Origin of the sequence: Pseudoalteromonas sp. 2CM41L (genome assembly GCF_023161905.1) — a bacterium.
GTDB classification, from domain to species: domain Bacteria; phylum Pseudomonadota; class Gammaproteobacteria; order Enterobacterales; family Alteromonadaceae; genus Pseudoalteromonas; species Pseudoalteromonas atlantica.
In genome coordinates, this window is the sequence record NZ_JALNTN010000022.1 from 13,958 (window position 1) to 31,059 (window position 17,102).

12 protein-coding genes are annotated in these 17,102 nt (G+C 41.9%); 3 read left to right on the forward strand and 9 right to left on the reverse strand.

Translation table 11 applies throughout. The features are described 5' to 3' along the window. Positions 1 to 24 precede the first annotated feature (24 nt). The 4 genes from MTF64_RS18555 to MTF64_RS18570 all read right to left on the reverse strand — a co-directional run bounded on the left by MTF64_RS18555 (position 25) and on the right by MTF64_RS18570 (position 5,621). Positions 25 to 1,476 (reverse strand): TrkH family potassium uptake protein, encoded by a 1,452-nt coding sequence (locus MTF64_RS18555; protein ID WP_004588045.1) that lies wholly within the window; start codon positions 1,474 to 1,476, stop codon positions 25 to 27. Positions 1,477 to 1,526: 50 nt separating this feature from the next. Continuing rightward, entirely contained in the window at positions 1,527 to 2,141 is a 615-nt protein-coding gene (locus MTF64_RS18560; protein WP_024032141.1) for a YigZ family protein, read from the reverse strand. Positions 2,142 to 2,227: 86 nt separating this feature from the next. After that, a complete protein-coding gene (gene pepQ / locus MTF64_RS18565) occupies positions 2,228 to 3,550 on the reverse strand; it encodes a Xaa-Pro dipeptidase (protein ID WP_004588047.1) in 1,323 nt (440 codons plus the stop codon). A gap of 184 nt (positions 3,551 to 3,734) precedes the next feature. Continuing rightward, positions 3,735 to 5,621, reverse strand: a complete 1,887-nt coding sequence (locus MTF64_RS18570; RefSeq protein ID WP_248452298.1) for a transglycosylase SLT domain-containing protein — start codon at positions 5,619 to 5,621, stop codon at positions 3,735 to 3,737. A 295-nt stretch (positions 5,622 to 5,916) separates the two neighbouring features. Between MTF64_RS18570 and fadB the strand changes: the two genes are divergently transcribed. The 3 genes from fadB to tusA all read left to right on the forward strand — a co-directional run bounded on the left by fadB (position 5,917) and on the right by tusA (position 9,739). Next, positions 5,917 to 8,076 (forward strand): fatty acid oxidation complex subunit alpha FadB, encoded by a 2,160-nt coding sequence (gene fadB / locus MTF64_RS18575; protein ID WP_248452299.1) that lies wholly within the window; start codon positions 5,917 to 5,919, stop codon positions 8,074 to 8,076. A 4-nt stretch (positions 8,077 to 8,080) separates the two neighbouring features. After that, positions 8,081 to 9,250 carry an acetyl-CoA C-acyltransferase FadA gene (gene fadA / locus MTF64_RS18580; protein ID WP_004588050.1) on the forward strand — a complete coding sequence of 390 codons (1,170 nt, stop codon included), beginning with the start codon at positions 8,081 to 8,083 and terminating at the stop codon, positions 9,248 to 9,250. Between the two features lie 249 nt (positions 9,251 to 9,499). After that, the gene (gene tusA / locus MTF64_RS18585; protein ID WP_029772820.1) at positions 9,500 to 9,739 is read left to right on the forward strand and encodes a sulfurtransferase TusA; all 240 of its coding nucleotides are present in this window, start codon (positions 9,500 to 9,502) and stop codon (positions 9,737 to 9,739) included. Between the two features lie 123 nt (positions 9,740 to 9,862). Here tusA and MTF64_RS18590 read toward each other — a convergent pair whose 3' ends face one another. The 5 genes from MTF64_RS18590 to gyrB form a co-directional block, all read right to left on the reverse strand. Then, positions 9,863 to 10,387 carry a transposase gene (locus MTF64_RS18590; RefSeq protein WP_248452300.1) on the reverse strand — a complete coding sequence of 175 codons (525 nt, stop codon included), beginning with the start codon at positions 10,385 to 10,387 and terminating at the stop codon, positions 9,863 to 9,865. Between the two features lie 641 nt (positions 10,388 to 11,028). After that, positions 11,029 to 11,478, reverse strand: a complete 450-nt coding sequence (locus MTF64_RS18595; protein ID WP_248452301.1) for a hypothetical protein — start codon at positions 11,476 to 11,478, stop codon at positions 11,029 to 11,031. Between the two features lie 72 nt (positions 11,479 to 11,550). Next, a complete protein-coding gene (gene glyS / locus MTF64_RS18600; protein ID WP_248452302.1) occupies positions 11,551 to 13,620 on the reverse strand; it encodes a glycine--tRNA ligase subunit beta in 2,070 nt (689 codons plus the stop codon). A gap of 2 nt (positions 13,621 to 13,622) precedes the next feature. Then, the gene (gene glyQ, locus MTF64_RS18605; protein ID WP_004588055.1) at positions 13,623 to 14,525 is read right to left on the reverse strand and encodes a glycine--tRNA ligase subunit alpha; all 903 of its coding nucleotides are present in this window, start codon (positions 14,523 to 14,525) and stop codon (positions 13,623 to 13,625) included. Positions 14,526 to 14,665: 140 nt separating this feature from the next. Beyond that, positions 14,666 to 17,092: a DNA topoisomerase (ATP-hydrolyzing) subunit B gene (gene gyrB / locus MTF64_RS18610; RefSeq protein ID WP_138576244.1), complete on the reverse strand. Its 2,427-nt coding sequence runs from the start codon at positions 17,090 to 17,092 to the stop codon at positions 14,666 to 14,668. Positions 17,093 to 17,102: the final 10 nt, after the last annotated feature.

Genomic DNA, 17,102 nt, shown 5'->3' on the forward strand with positions numbered 1-17,102 from the left:
TTCCTAAGCATCATTTATATATTATTACCCACGCCAAAAGGTCGGCGTAAATAGCACGAGTAAGGTGAATATTTCTAAGCGACCAAATACCATGGCAATGGTTAATAGCCATTTGGCACCATCGCTCACCGCCCCATAATGCGAGGCAACATCACCTAAGCCTGGGCCTAAATTATTTAAACACGCCGCCGTAGCAGAGAACGCGGTAATGTTATCCATGCCAGTTCCCATTAGTGCCAGCATTATAATAATAAACACCAATGCGTACGCTGAGAAAAACCCCCAAACCGCTTCAACTACTTTATCGGGCAGGGCTTTACGACCAAGCTTAATAGAGTATATAGCACGTGGGTGCACTAAGCGGTTAAGCTCACGTATGCCTTGTAGGTAAAGTAAAAACACGCGTACAACTTTCATACCGCCACCGGTTGAACCTGCACAGCCACCTATAAAGCTCGAAAAAATAAGTAATATAGGTAAAAACAGCGGCCAAGTAGAAAAGTTATCGGTGGCAAAACCGGCTGTGGTGCTCATAGACACCGCCTGAAATAAGGCCTGATCGAGGGTTTCATCGCCATCGGCAAATATTTCGTTAGATGAGAGCACCGTAAAACAAATCACCACCAGCGCTAACTGTATCAGTAAAAAAACTTTAAATTCAGGGTCGCGAATGTATACCTGAATATTACGACTCGCTACCGCCGCGTAATGCAGTGAAAAGTTAACCGCAGCAATAATTAAAAAGAAAACACATATAAAGTTAATGACAGGGCTATCAAAGTGCCCTATTGAGGCATCGTAAGTAGAAAAACCGCCAATCGCCACTGTAGAAAACGCATGGCATATAGCATCAAACCACTCCATACCTGCCGCCCAATACGCCAACATACAGGTTACCGTTAACGACACATAAATGTACCAAAGGTGCTTTGCGGTATCGGCAATGCGGGGGGTCATTTTTGAATCTTTTACTGGGCCTGGGATCTCAGCTCGGTATAACTGCATGCCACCGACCCCAAGCATGGGCAGTATAGCAACAGCAAGTACAATGATACCCATACCGCCAAACCACTGTAATTGCTGGCGATAAAACAAAACAGACTTAGGCAGGTATTCAATTCCGGTAAGTACCGTGGCCCCAGTGGTTGTAAGGCCAGAAAAGGCCTCAAACACCGCATCGGCCATAGACAAATTAGGTTCTTGTAAAAAAATCAGCGGTAACGATGCAAACGCCCCTAGTACCAGCCAAAACAGTACAACAATTAAAAAGCCTTCGCGTGCTTTTAAGTCGCCGTTTTCATGCCTGTTTGGGTAATAAGCTGTTAAACCAATAACCACACTAAATATAAACGCTAATACAAAAGGAACACCACCACCATCTTTATAAAATAAAGACACCACCGCAGGCGGCACCATGGTAATACTAAACAGCGCAACAAGTTGGCCAAGGATTTTTATGATGGTACGAAATTGCATGTAGCTTATCGCTTTTATTATTAGTAAATATAAGTGTGTAAGTTATTGTCTTACTCTTTGATAGTTAACTCAACTGCGCCATGGCTTAAATCAAAAATATCTTTAATGGCCTGTTTTGCTTGGCGGCTATCAATAGTAATAACCCATTCAATATTAGCAGTAAATTGTTTTTCTATATTAAGTACTTGATAATTGGTTTTTAACAATTGCTCTATTGCGCCCTGCATGCTGTATTCACTTTGGCCTACAATCTCGATACTCGGTACTTTCGTCACCGTTTTTAGCTGCGAAAGTGCATTATTAAGCGACCCACCATAGGCACGCACTAACCCACCGGTGCCCAGCTTTATACCACCAAAATAACGGGTGACAACCGCAGTAATTTCGCCAAGTCCAGAACCCACCAGCACATTAAGCATCGGCTTTCCTGCGGTACCATTTGGCTCGCCATCATCAGAAAAACCATAAACATGGCTTCCGCCTGGGTTACCCGCTACGTGCGCCCAACAATTATGACGAGCATCTGGGTACTTTTCTTCAATGCTTTTAATAAATGCTTTAGCAGCCTGTAGGTCTGGCGTATGCGCGATATGAACTATAAAGGTGCTTTTTTTAATTTCTTCTTGATGAAACACATCATCGGCGGGGTATTTATATTCAGACATAATTAAAGCTCAATTAAAAATGGGGCCAAAAGGCCCCTTTGCATTCGCGTATTTTAGCGCGTATTGGCGAGCTCGTCTTTATTAGCTTAGTCGAGCGCTAAATCACGAGTCATATTTTCTAGGCTGTCTTCGTGAACAATAATATTGTCTTCAATACGAATACCGCCGTATGGTTTTAACGACTCAATTTTTTCCCAGTTAATAAACTGCTTACTGTCGGTTTGCGCTAAATCACCTAATAATGAGTCTATAAAGTAAAGCCCTGGCTCAATAGTAAACACTTGGTTTTTCTCTATTTTACGAGTACAACGCAAGAATGGGTGCCCTTCTGGCGATGGCTGGTGGGTGCCTTTATCATCACGCATAAAGCCGCCCATATCGTGCACTTGTAAACCAAGGTGATGGCCCAAGCCATGAGGGAAAAATGTTGAGGTAATTTTACGTTCCACAATTTCTGTTGCAGGTAAGTTTACAATATTGAAGTCGCTAAGAATTTGCGCAATACGGTTATGGCAATCAACGTGTAAATCGCCATATAACATGCCAGGCTTTAATGCGTTGCCTAGCTCAATTTGTATTGCCGTCATAGTTTGTACTAGCTCAGCAAACTCGCCCTGTTTTTTAAAATCGTACGTACGGGTTATATCTGCGGCATACCCATTAAAGTTTGCGCCAGCATCGATTAAAAACGAATTATGAGTAAGCGGTGCTTTTGGCTCAAAATGTGTGTAATGCAAAATAGCGCAGTTTTCGTTAAGCGCTACTATGTTGCCATACGGCATTTCGTTTTCGCTTTGGCGTGTAGCCATAAGGTACGCTTGCTGAATATCAAATTCGCTACCACCATTATAAAACGTATCGCGTGCTGCTTTATGTCCATCTACCGCGATGCGGTTTGCTTGGCGTAAACATTCAAGCTCGTACTGCGTTTTATAAGCACGGTTATAATGAAAATAGTTAAGTACCGGCTCAGGGTTCATAATACTAAAGCCAAGCGCTTGCGCTACCTCTAGGTATTCGCCCATGTAAGCGTATTTAGCTTTATCGTAAGGTAATAGTTTTTCAACTTGATCAGGCTGTAGCAATAATTCTATATCAAAGTACTCAGCCCAAAAATCACGCGGCTCATCTGGTACTTTGTGCCAAAAATCAACTGGGCGGTAAAAAATAAGCTTCGGTTTATCGCTACCATTTACCACAATCCAACAATGTGGATTATCAATAACAGGAAGCCATGCTTTAAAGTGTGGATTAACTTTAAATGGGTAATACATGTCGTCTAAAAACTGGCGCTTAGCTTGGCCTGAGTGAATAACTAAACCCTCGAGCCCTTCACGGTCACAAATTGTACGCGTACGTTGTTGTAATGTGGCAATATGCTCTGCATATAAAACGGCTAATTTATCCATTGTTAATCCATCTGTTAAATTTAACTTGCTTTGAGTCTACCACTTAAACGTAAAGCGCTCAAAAAAGGGGGATATTTAACATGTAAATATCCCCCTAATACTTATACCCATCATGTTAAGTTATTAGCCCTTTATTTAGCACGCTAGAATGGCTAAATATTTTAGGCAATTGGTATTACATAATTTACCCGCCCATTTTCATGTTGAGTAACGGCGCGAGCACGTTTCCTTCTCGGCCCATCCGGGTGTGATAAACCTGGCGATAAGCAAACACATTTTTTACGTAGTCTCGCGTTTCTCTATACGGGATCAGCTCAACCCATAGCTCTGCTGGTATGGCTTCGTCAGGTAACCAGCGTTTAATACGATGATACCCTGCGTTGTAAGATGCCGTAGCAAGTATTTCATTACCTTTGTTTTTCTTTTTTAAGTACTGCAAGTAACTAGTACCTAAGCGTATATTGGTTTTAGGTTGGTACAAACGCGTACTCGATACCCTTGCTTTGTTAACGTATTCTGCCGTACTAGGGAGCAATTGCATTAAACCACGCGCATTTGCATGCGAACGCGCATCTGGTGCAAACGAGCTTTCGCGCCGTGCAATTGCAATACTCCACGCGGGGTCTATTTTGCTGCGTTTACTGTAGCGCTCAAATATATCTTGAAATGCAAACGGAAAACGCAGTTCAACATAATCCCATGCTTTAATTTTAGCTAACGTGAAAATAACGTTATCGTGCCAATTGTTTTGCGCTGCAACCTTTGAGGCAGCTAGTTTTTCTTCATCAGTAGAGGTGTTCGTTAAGTAATTCCATTCTCGGCGTGCAGAGGTAAAACGCTCGAGTTCGTAAAGTGCTTTTGCACGTTTAAAGCCCGGCGCATTCTTCACCTTCTCTACTAGTTTTTGATCAACCTGCAAAGGCTGATTATTTAAATCAACCGGCAGCCCTAATCGTGCCGCCGCTAAAAAACCATAGTAATCGCGGTTAGCGGCCACTTTAGTCCAAATTTCGTCTGCTTTTTGTTGCTCGCCTCGCTTAGCATAGCTATAAGCAAGCCAATATTGCTGGCCTAAACTTAAATCGTCTTTACCTGTAAAAAAAGCCGCTATGCCTTCCCAGTCTTGGGTTTTAAGCATATTACCAAGTTGCCACTGAATTAGCTTTCTGTCTTGTCGCGCTTTAGGCACTTTATTAAGCCAAAAGCTGGCCTGCTTATGCCCACTTGAAGCAAGCGATAAAGCAAACGTGTAATATAGATCTGCTTTTTCTTCATCGCTGTAAGTAAACATTTTTTCTAGCTTTTGCCAGGCTCTTAAAGCCAACGCTTTATCGCGCCAAATTAAACGCTTAACACCATAAATGGCTATTTGCGCTTCTTTTGCCGACTTAGTTTTATAACGATACAAGCCTGCGGCCGCACTAGGGTCGCGGCGTACTTTTAAGTATAAATCGGCTAAGTAACGCTCGTTTTTAGGTAACAACGTTTTTAAATAAGGGAGTAAACTTTGCGTACCGCCCTGCGCTGCAAGCGTTATGCGCTTCCATACAAGCTCATTATTTAAATAGCCTTTTTTGCGCCAAAGCGAAAATAGCGGGTCGCATTCATTCGGTTGCGACTTACCCACCGTCCATAAATCGGTAACCTGATTAAAAATGGCTTTTTCTGGCGCCCCTAAATCAAGCTGAAAATCTAAAAACGTGCATGTTAGCGCTGCGTTAGACGTTTCTCGGTAGTTTTTTATATACGCTGCTTTTTTATTGTTTTTTTCAAGATACTCTAGCCACGCTTTACGTACCGGCCACTCAAGCGGGGTATGCTCATAAATGGTTAGGTAATCTTCTATTTCGCTTTGGTATTTAAAATTGGGATGGCGTTGCCAATATGTTTTTTCGACATACGGCTTTAGCGGGTGGTCTAACCCGTTTATTACTTCTTTAAAGTCTTGGTAGCTTCCATAGCGCACTTTTTTTTCAGCATCTAAAAACGCGTCATTATCGATACTCGCTTGGGCAGAACTAAAAGGAAGAATAAAGGCAGCTGCCACAGCGCTTAATAAAAATTTTTTCATAATATCCTTTAGGTTTAACGACCTGTCAGGGTTAATAATTTCCAGTTTGAGACACTAAAACAATAATGAGAGTGCCTTTAATAAAGTATGAACAACATTTAATTTACGCACTCATAATAATTAATGAGTACCTTTAGCACATTCCAGTACACCTTAGCACCAAACCAGCTATATTTTAACCAACCGTTTGTAACCGAGTTAAATTTTTCGTTGCATTTTAATTTTAAAGCAAGCACACTGGTCGAAATGCAAACTCATCGTACCAGTCTTAGTTCGTCAACTAGGGAGAATAATAATGTTATATAAAAGCGATTCCTTTGAAGTTAGCTTCCTAAAGGAAAACATCGCCGAGTTTAAGTTTTGTGTTGCAGGTTCTGTAAACACACTATCTCAGCAAACTCTTTCAGATTGTGCAGCAGCATTAAAAGAATTAGCGTCTAATTCTGATATCAAAGGCATGATTTTTACCAGTGATAAAGATCACTTTATTATTGGGGCAGATATCTTCGAATTTTTACCAACATTTACTAAACCAGAAGAAGAATTAGTAACGTGGATCAAAAACGCAACCGACGTTTTTGACGCAATCGAAGACTTACCATTCCCAACTCTTAGCGCTATGAATGGCTTGGCACTTGGTGGCGGCTGTGAGTGGGCACTTGCTACCGATTATCGCGTTGCAAGCGAAACCGCTAAAATGGGCTTACCAGAAGTTAAACTAGGTATAATGCCTGGTTTTGGTGGCACAGTGCGCTTACCACGCATTATTGGCGCAGATAACGCCATGCTTTGGATCACCTCAGGCAAAGAAAACCGTGCCGCTGACGCCCTAAAAGTAGGTGCGTTTGACGCGGTAGTTAGTGCTGACAAACTTTTAGAGTCAAGCCTAGCAACACTTGAATTAGCAATTGCCGGCAAGCTAGATTGGCAGGCAAAGCGCGATGTTAAACTTCAGCCACTTAAATTAAACCGTGTTGAGCAAGGCATGAGCTTTGCAATGGCAGAAGGTATGGTAATGGGTAAAACCAAAGGCCACTATCCTGCTCCGGTTATGGCAGTTCGCACTATTAAAGCAGCGGCCAACTGTACTCGCGATGAAGCAATGGCAATCGAAAATGCTAACTTTGCAAAACTTGCGCGCACTAACGAAGCAGCTGCACAAACCGGTATTTTCTTAAATGACCAGTTTATTAAAGGCAAAGCACGTAAACTTGCTAAGCACAGCGATGTTGAGATTAAACAAGCAGCTGTATTAGGCGCAGGTATTATGGGCGGCGGTATTGCATACCAGTCTGCTTATAAAGGTACCCCAATTGTAATGAAAGACATCCAACAGGATGCGCTTGATTTAGGTATGGGTGAAGCATCTAAACTACTGGGTGCAAAAGTTAAACGCGGCCATATGCCAATGGAAAAAATGCTGGCAACGCTTAGTAAAATTAAGCCAACGCTTAACGATGCAGACCTACAAAACGCCAACATTATTGTTGAAGCGGTTGTAGAAAACCCTAAAGTTAAGCAAGCGGTATTAGCTGACCTTGAAAAGAACATGCCAGAAGGCACGGTACTTACATCAAACACATCGACTATTTGTATAGACTTACTTGCAGAAGCACTCGATAAGCCAGAAAACTTCTGTGGTATGCACTTTTTCAACCCAGTACCAAAAATGCCATTAGTAGAAATTATCCGTGGTGCAAAAACCTCCGATAAAACAATTAATGCAGTAGTTGATTACGCCCTTAAACTTGGCAAGTCTCCAATTGTTGTAAACGATTGCCCAGGCTTTTTTGTAAACCGTGTTTTATTCCCTTACTTTGCAGGCTTTAGCAAATTAGTTGTTGAAGGCGCTAACTTTGCAAAAGTAGATAAAGTAATGGAAAACGTATTTGGCTGGCCAATGGGCCCGGCTTACCTGCTTGATGTTGTAGGTATTGATACGGCGTATCACTGTACTGGCGTAATGGCTGACGGATTCCCTGAGCGTATGGCACGCGCAGAAAAAGATCCGGTGACTGTTTTTGCTAACGAAAAACGTTTTGGTCAAAAGAACAAAGCAGGTTTTTACAAGTACGAAACAGACCGTCGTGGTCGTCTTAAAAAATCAAGCGATGCAACAGCAGTTGAGCTACTAGCGCCAATTACTGATGCACCTAAAGAATTTGATAAACAAGAAATTATCGACCGTTGTATGATCCCAATGATCAACGAAGTACTACTTTGTTTACAAGAAGGCATTGTTGCTTCTCCTCAAGAAGCTGATATGGCCCTTGTATACGGCGTTGGTTTCCCTCCATTTAGAGGCGGCGCGTTCCGTTACTTAGATCAAACAGGTTTAACTAACTTTGTTGCAGCAGCAGACAAATATGCTCACCTAGGTGCGATTTACCAAGTATCAGAGCAAACTCGCAAATGGGCCGAAGAAGGTCGTGTTTTCTATAAGGTGGAAGGTTAATATCATGAATAATCCAGTAATTGTAGATTGTATCCGCACACCAATGGGTCGCTCAAAAGGCGGCGTATTTAAAAACAAGCGTGCGGAAGATTTAAGTGCTCACCTTATGAAAGGGTTATTAGAGCGCAACCCAGCAGTTGACCCTGCATCAATTGACGATATTTATTGGGGCTGTGTACAGCAAACATTAGAGCAAGGCTTTAACGTTGCACGTAACGCATCACTGCTTGCGGGTATTCCACATTCAGTACCAGCTACAACCGTTAACCGTTTATGTGGCTCGTCAATGCAAGCATTGCATGACGCAGCACGCGCTATTATGACAGGCGCTGGCGACACTTACCTTATTGGTGGTGTTGAGCACATGGGTCACGTACCTATGACTCACGGTAACGACTTTCACCCAGGCTTAGCAACTTCAATTGCACAAGCATCTGGCTCTATGGGTTTAACTGCAGAATACCTTGCTACTATTCACGGAATTAGCCGCCAGCAGCAAGACGAATTTGCATACCGCTCACATCAACGTGCACATGCTGCAACAGTTGAAGGGCGTTTCCGCCGCGAAATTTTAGCAATGGAAGGTCACGCAGCTGATGGCTCTTTAATTTTAGTTGAAGATGATGAAGTAATTCGCCCTGAAACAACGGTTGAAGGTTTATCTCAGCTTCGCCCAGTATTTAACCCTGCTTCTGGCTCGGTTACTGCGGGTACATCTTCTGCACTTTCTGATGGCGCATCAGCCATGTTAGTAATGAGCGAAGAGAAAGCAAAAGAGCTTGGCTTACCAATTCGTGCACGCGTTAAAGCAATGGCTGTTGCCGGTTGCGATCCATCAATCATGGGTTACGGCCCAGTACCAGCAAGTAAAAAAGCACTTGCACAAGCTGGTATTACTATTGATGACATTGACGTAGCAGAGCTTAACGAAGCATTTGCAGCACAATCACTGCCTGTACTTAAAGACTTAGGTTTAGCAGACGTGGTTGATGAAAAAGTGAATTTAAACGGCGGCGCAATCGCACTTGGCCACCCACTAGGTTGTTCAGGTTCGCGTATTAGCACCTCGCTTATACATTTAATGGAAGACAAAAATGCAAAATATGGTCTAGCAACTATGTGTATTGGTTTAGGCCAAGGCATCGCGACTGTATTTGAACGTGTTCAAGACTAAGTATTAACTTAAACATGTAGACCATCTTGGTGATTAAAAAGGCGAACTAGCGCAAGTTAGTTCGCCTTTTTTTATAGCACCAGCTTATTGCCGATATGAATAATGTGATCGGGTGTATTAAATTTAAACCAGATTATTTTTTACTGTATTACGCTTACCCGTTATATGCAAAACAGTTAACCAAACAGATTAATTGCGCTAAACTACCCGACCTAACCAAGCCGCGACTATTTTTACAGGTAACTTTTTATGAGCTTTGATAATCCCGATCACCAATTAGACGCCATGGGCCTACGCTGCCCAGAACCTGTAATGATGATACGCGCGGCAATTCGTAAGATGAACGACGGTGAAACGTTATTAATTACCGCTGATGACCCATCAACCACTCGCGATATTCCGAGCTTTTGTACGTTTATGGATCACACGCTGGTGGCCACAGACGCCGATGAAGCACCGTATAGGTATGTGGTGAAGAAAGGGCTTTAAGGTTTGAAAGTTGGTTTAGTAAGTTAGGTTATTTTTGAATATTTAACGCATCGTTAAGAACTTAAACCAGATGTAGGTTGGGTAGAGTTTACGAAACCCAACTTGTTTAATAACACCGAAATTTTATTCATCATACAAAGTGGTTGAATCATTATTGCACTCCCAATCTTGGCTTAGTTTTGATTTTTTAACGTATTGATGAAAGCTTGAAAATGGCCAATCACTCACTTTAATAACATGGTTATGTTTCACCGGGTTGTAGTGAATATAATTAATATGATTATTTAAGTCTTCTTCATCTCTAATTTTATGTTCCCAATAGCGACGCTGCCAAATCCCGCGCTCTCCTTTCGCTATTCGACTTTTATTACAAAACTCTGTTGCTGGCAGCTCTCGAGAAAAACCTGATTTTATAAGTCGCCAACGCATTGCGTAATTACTATCACCTTTAGGTAATTGCCAAATAGCATGAAGGTGATCGGGCATGATAACAATTGCAATCGTCTTTATTGGATGCTTTTTTGCCACCTTTGAATATACACGTCGTAATAACTCTATATTTTCCACAAGCAAAGGCTGAGATCTATCTTCTAAATTTACCGTAAAAAAATAACATGCGCCCGCCTCTAACATACGTTTATAACGCATATTTTTATCCATAAAATAAACAGATAAATAAGAGTATAGATTAGTTTTGTTAATTATAATCAAGACAAGTTTACGTAACTCAACGTATTTGATAACCACCAGCACAGTTCTATTCGCCGCATATGTTGGGTTTCGTTTCACTCTACCCAACCTACTTAAAATCTACTTATCCATTATCGCGCTTTTGGTTTACGACTGTAATTAGACTAACTAAGCTCATTAATTTGATTGTATATTTATAGCAATCAATAAAAATTATTATTGATCTAGGTGGGTTGAGTTTTACGAAACCCAACGTATTTGATAACCAGCAGAACAGTTTTATTCGCCGCATATGTTGGGTTTCGTTTCACTCTACCCAACCTACTTAAAATCTACTTATCCATTATCGCGCTTTTGGTTTACGACTGTAATTAGACTAACTAAGCTCATTAATTTGATTGTATATTTATAGCAATCAATAAAAATTATTATTGATGTACGTTGGGTTGAGTTTTACGAAACCCAACGTATTTGATAACCAGCAGAACAGTTTTATTCGCCGCACATGTTGGGCTTCGTTTCACTCTACCTACAACATCCTTGTCATAAATCTATAAACCCACTCGGGCAGCTAAAAGCTGACAGCTCCCAGCTAACAGCTATTTCTTATTAATCGTCACTTTCGGCTTATCGTAGTCACTGTAATCAATACTTACTATGTATGTACCTTTTATTGCAGGCGAGTAACTGAAGTAGTTATAAATAGTATTGCAGTCTGCAAGTACGGGTTGGCCGAGCGTTAGTTTTTGCCCTGCTGGTTGTGAGTCGCTATAGCCGCAGTTATAGCCTTCACTAAAGTCGGCATCGGCTATTTTAAATTCGTACACTTTACCTGGGGTGCTAAATTTAACTTCAGCTTGGTAAAGCGCGCCGCCTACAGGCATAAACTGGTACTGAGGCTCTGCATCCCAAAGCGTAAAATCGCCTCTTAGGTAAATTGTTTTATCCAGCTCTTGCTGTGGTAGTACGTCGTTAATAGACACTTGGCTAGTACACGCTGTGAGTAAGCCGGCAATGGCAAGCGTTAAAATTCGTTTCATTGGCATCATTAATGGGTTTCCTTCGTTCTGTTAAAACTAAAAAGCCAGCAATACGCTGGCTTTTTATTGGCTTAAGCGGTGTTATTTTTGTAGTACAGATATATCTGCAATATCTAAAAATAAGCGGCTTAACTGGCTTAATAGTGCGAGGCGATTTTGCTTTACAGCTTCATCGTCGGCCATAACCATGACGTTGTCAAAAAAGTTATCAACACTTTGGCGAATACCTGCCAATTGGCTTAATGCCTCTTGGTAGTTTCCATCAGCGTAAAGTGGTGCAAGCTCAGTCGCAAATTTTGCTACTTGTGATGCTAATACTTTTTCAGCGTCGTCGCTTAATAGGCTCTCATCAACATCACCTTCGGTGGTAATGTTATTTTTAGCTAGTATGTTACCTACACGCTTATTCGCTGCTGCAAGCGCTTCTGCGGCGTCTAACGTACGGAAGTGGCTTACTGCTTTAACACGACGGTCAAAGTCAGTAGGTTTAGTAGGACGACGTGCCAGTACTGCTTGAATAACATCTACTTCAATGCCTTCGTCTTGATACCATGCGCGGAAGCGCCCTAGCATAAAGTCAAATACGTCGGTTGATACATTTAGGTTAGTAAGCTTTTCGCCAAACAGTGTTTGTGCTTTTGCTACTAGGTCTAAAATATCAAGCGGTAGCTCTTTTTCTACCATGATACGCAGTGCACCAATGGCAGCACGACGAAGTGCAAATGGGTCTTTGTCACCTTTTGGTGCTTGGCCTATACCAAAAATACCCACCAGCGTATCAAACTTATCTGCAATTGCTACTGCACAGCTGATTAGGTTTGTAGGTAAATTGTCGCCCGCAAAACGCGGCATGTATTGCTCGTTTTGTGCAATAGCTACATCTTCTGCTTCGCCATCAAAGCGTGCATAGTGCATACCCATTACACCTTGCACGTCGGTAAATTCCATTACCATTTCGGTCATTAAGTCTGTTTTACTTAATAGGCCAGCACGTTTTGCAAGGTCTTTGTCGGCGCCTAGTTGCTCTGCAATGTAGCCGGCAAGTTCGCTAATACGTACAGATTTATCTTTAAGCGTACCTAATTGCTTTTGGAATAAAACAGTATCAAGTGACTCTAAGCGACTTTCTAGGGTTTTCTTTTTATCTGTTTCAAAGAAGAACTGCGCATCGGCTAAACGTGGGCGCACTACTTTTTCGTTACCAGATATAACCACACTTGGATCTTTACTTTCGATGTTAGATACAAACAAAAACTTATTTAAAAGTTTGCCGTTTTGATCTAATAGCGGGAAGTATTTTTGATCGTCCTTCATGGTGTAAATTAGCGCTTCGGCAGGTACATCTAAAAATGCTTCTTCAAATGTTGCCGTTAACGTTACTGGCCACTCTACTAGTGAAGTAACTTCTTCTAATAAGTCTTCATCCATTGCAACAACCGCATTCACTGCGCTTGCAGCTTCTTCTATTTGTGCACGGATTTGCGCTTTACGTTGTTCGTAATCAGCAATAACGTAGGCTGATTTTAATACGTCGAACACGTCATCAGCATGGTTAATGGTGATTTTTTCTGGATGATGAAAACGGTGGCCTTGTAACTGATTAGTTACTTGCTTACCTAAAATTTCGCCTTCAATAAGTTCATCACCAAATAAAATAGTTACGGTATGAACTGGGCGAATAAATTGTGTTTTATTCGCGCCCCAACGCATTGGCTTAGGTATTGGCAGCTTTGCTAACGACTTTGCAATGGCATCGCTCATCAGCGTTTTGGTTTCTTGTCCTGCTACTTTAGCAATATGTAAAAGCCAAGCGCCTTTGTCGGTTTCAAGAGTTTGTGCTTCACTTACGTCAATACCACAACCACGTGCCCAACCCATTGCTGCTTTAGTTGGGTTACCTTCGCTATCGAACGCAGCTTTAGTTGCAGGGCCACGCTTTTCTACTTCTTTATCTTGCTGCTTTGCTTCAAGCGCTTTTACTTGTAAACCTAAACGACGAGGCGATGCATACCAGCTTACGCCTTCATGCCCAAGCTCTAGTGTTTCAAGCTCTGCGGTTAAGTTTGCGGCAAAGGCTTCTGCTAATTTGCGCAGTGCTTTTGGTGGCAGCTCTTCGGTGCCAATTTCTACTAATAAATTTTGTGATGACATGCTTACTTATCCTTACACAGCGGGAAACCAAGCGCTTCACGTGCATCGTAATAGCTTTGTGCACACGCTTTTGATAACGCTCGAACGCGTAAAATATAACGCTGACGTTCGGTTACTGAGATTGCATGGCGCGCATCGAGTAAGTTAAACGCGTGCGATGCTTTCATTACTTGCTCGTAAGCAGGTAGTGGTAAATTTGCTTCAATTAGCTTTTGGCTCTCAGCTTCACACTTATCAAACTGTGCAAATAAGTCATCTACGTTTGCGTGTTCAAAGTTGTAAGTAGATTGTTCTACTTCATTTTGATGGAATACATCGCCGTAAGTTACACGCCCTAATGGACCGTCTGCCCATACTAGGTCGTAAATACTGTCTACGCCTTGAATGTACATTGCTAAACGCTCTAGGCCGTAGGTAATTTCACCGGTTACAGGAGAGCACTCTAAGCCCCCTACTTGCTGAAAGTAAGTAAACTGCGTTACTTCCATACCGTTTAGCCAAATCTCCCAACCTAAGCCCCATGCGCCTAGTGTTGGCGATTCCCAGTTATCTTCTACAAAGCGTACTTCGTGCGTTAGGGTATCAATTCCCATCGCTTCTAGTGAGCCTAGGTAAAGCTCTTGAATGTTATCTGGTGATGGCTTTAAAACTACCTGAAATTGGTAGTAATGTTGTAAGCGATTTGGGTTTTCGCCGTAGCGGCCATCGGTAGGACGGCGACACGGTTGTACGTATGCGCTCGACATTGGCTCAGGGCCAATAGATTTTAAGAATGTTTGCGGGTGAAATGTCCCTGCGCCCACTTCCATATCAAGTGGTTGAATAATGACACAGCCTTGCTGCGCCCAATAATCCTGTAAAGCCAGGATCAAACCTTGAAAGGTTTTAACGTCATATTTTTGCATATTTGGCTTTTTACTATCTGAAAGTAGCGTGAAAATTACCCTCAGTATACCTTGTGCACACGCAGGTTTTAAGCAGTTTGTGCGGTTGTTAAAATAAAAAAGGAGCCATTAGGCTCCTTTTAAGATGTAAGTATAATTTTTTACACGTCTAAGTTAACTACGCGAAGTGCGTTGGTTTCTATAAACTCACGACGTGGCTCAACTTGATCGCCCATTAATGTTGCAAACAATTGATCTGCCGCTACAGCATCTTCAATTGTTACTTGTAACATACGACGAGCTGAAGGATCCATTGTGGTTTCCCACAGTTGGCTAGGGTTCATTTCGCCTAATCCTTTATAGCGCTGAATGTAGATCCCGCGCTTAGATTCTGCGATCAACCATTCCAAAGCATCCACAAAGTTATCAACAGGTTTTGTTTTCTCACCACGTTGAACATATGCGCCTTCTTTTAAGATGTTTGCGATCTTCGTGCCAGTAACAGCAATGCGTTGGTAGTCACGTGATGCAATAAAGTCGTAATGTAATACGTGTGCTTTATCCACACCGTGCTGACGAATATTCACAACCGGGAAGTACAAGTTGCGCTCTGCATCATGCTCTGTTCCAGCGTGGAAAATTGTCGCATCTTCATCACGTTCAACTAAGTCGTCAACTAGCTCTTTAGTCCACTCAATTACTTTAGCTTCGTTAGATAAGTCTTCTACTTTTAACTCGCTTTGGTAAATCAAACGTTCCATTACCGTGTTAGGGTATTTACGTTTTAAGCGCTCAATGACTTTTACTGTGTTTTGGTAATCTTGTACTATTTGCTCAAGCGCTTCACCTTCAATTGCACTTGCATCTTCGCTTGTGTAAAGCGCAGCATTATTTAGTGCAAGTGATGTTAGGTACTCTACAAGTGCAGGATCGTCTTTAATATAACGCTCTTGCTTACCTTTTTTCACTTTATAAAGTGGCGGTTGTGCAATGTAAATATAACCACGCTCAACAATTTCTGGCATTTGGCGATAGAAGAACGTTAGTAGCAATGTACGAATGTGAGAACCATCCACGTCCGCATCGGTCATGATAATGATGCTGTGGTAACGTAGTTTTTCTGGGTCATATTCATCACGGCCAATACCACAACCTAGAGCTGTTATTAGAGTTGCTACTTCTTGTGAAGAAAGCATCTTATCAAAGCGTGCTTTCTCTACGTTCAAGATTTTACCTTTAAGTGGCAAAATTGCTTGGTTTTTACGATTACGACCCTGCTTGGCTGAACCGCCAGCTGAGTCACCCTCCACTATGTATAGTTCAGATAATGATGGGTCTTTTTCTTGGCAGTCTGCTAATTTACCAGGTAAACCTGCTAAATCCATAGCGCCTTTACGACGAGTCATTTCACGGGCTTTACGCGCCGCTTCACGTGCTCGTGCTGCATCAATAATTTTACCAACAACAATTTTGGCATCCATTGGGTTTTCTAATAAGAAATCAGAAAACTTTTCAGCCATTGCTTGCTCAACCGCAGATTTAACTTCGCTTGATACTAGCTTGTCTTTAGTTTGTGATGAGAACTTAGGATCAGGTACTTTAACACTTACAACCGCTGTTAAGCCTTCACGCGCATCATCGCCCGTTGCATTACTGGTTGTTTTAGCTTTTTTGTTAAAGCCTTCTTTTTCCATGTAGTTATTAAGTGTACGTGTTAGCGCAGATCTAAAGCCGGCTAAGTGAGTACCACCATCACGTTGTGGAATGTTATTAGTAAAACAGTAAATGTTTTCTTGGAAGCCATCGTTCCACTGCATTGAAACTTCAACGCTAATACCATCTTCTTCACGCTCGTGAGTAAAATGGAATACACCTTTATGTACAGGTGTTTTATTGCGGTTTAAGTATTCAACAAACGCTTGAATACCGCCATCATATTTAAAGTGGTCGGTTTTATTTTCTTCGCGTTCATCAGATAAGATGATGCTTACACCAGAGTTCAAAAACGATAGCTCGCGTAAACGCTTAGCTAAAATATCATAATGAAAATCAAGGTTTGTAAATGTTTCGCCACTTGGCCAAAAACGCAGTTCAGTACCCGTAGTGTCAGCGTCGCCAATAATGGCTAATGGTGCGTTAGGTACGCCCATGCTGTAAGTTTGCTCGTGTAACTTGCCTTCACGACGAATAGTAAGGGTTAGTTTTTCTGATAATGCATTTACTACCGATACACCAACACCGTGTAAGCCACCTGATACTTTATAAGAGTTATCATCAAACTTACCACCAGCATGAAGTACCGTCATGATAACCTCGGCAGCAGACACACCTTCTTCTTCATGGATAGAAGTTGGGATACCACGACCGTTATCTCTTACAGAGACTGAACCGTCTAAGTGAATCGTTACATAAATATCATCACAATGACCTGCTAAGGCTTCATCGATAGAGTTATCAACGACCTCAAACACCATGTGGTGTAAGCCTGTGCCATCATCGGTGTCCCCTATATACATTCCAGGACGCTTTCTTACTGCGTCTAATCCTTTAAGTACTTTAATACTCGACGAATCATAATTCTCAGACATGGTTAATCCC